The sequence below is a fragment of the Acinetobacter sp. Gutcm_16 genome (assembly GCF_028649355.1).
In the GTDB taxonomy this organism is placed as follows: Bacteria; Pseudomonadota; Gammaproteobacteria; order Pseudomonadales; family Moraxellaceae; genus Acinetobacter; species Acinetobacter johnsonii.
This window is the reverse complement of record NZ_JAQSUV010000001.1, coordinates 1-395: the sequence shown is the minus strand read 5'-3', so window position 1 is coordinate 395 and position 395 is coordinate 1. Positions and strand designations below refer to the sequence as shown.

Genomic DNA, 395 nt, shown 5'->3' with positions numbered 1-395 from the left:
CGAACCAGGGACCTGCGGATTAACAGTCCGTCGCTCTACCGACTGAGCTATTGGAGAATCTGAAATGCAGTATAGAGAAAATTACACATCGGTCAAGTTACAATTCTAAAAAAAATCGAATTTTAGATTAAATGTTTTTTTTATAAACAATTTGATATGTCATAGCTGTATACCAGAAGGGTATAGGGTGTGAATCAAAGCAATGAGTGATAAAAAAAGCCCAAGTCACGATGCTTGGGCTTTTTAGAATCTTGGCTCTTCCACCTGGGCTCGAACCAGGGACCTGCGGATTAACAGTCCGTCGCTCTACCGACTGAGCTATGGAAGAATAGTGGCTCTCCAACCTGGGCTCGAACCAGGGACCTGCGGATTAACAGTCCGTCGCTCTACCGACT

Annotated in this window: 1 tRNA gene; it reads right to left on the bottom strand. The window is 44.3% G+C overall.

Annotated elements, in window-relative coordinates:
- Nucleotides 1-252: 252 nt before the first annotated feature.
- Nucleotides 253-328 (bottom strand) — tRNA-Asn (locus PTT44_RS00005).
- Nucleotides 329-395: the final 67 nt, after the last annotated feature.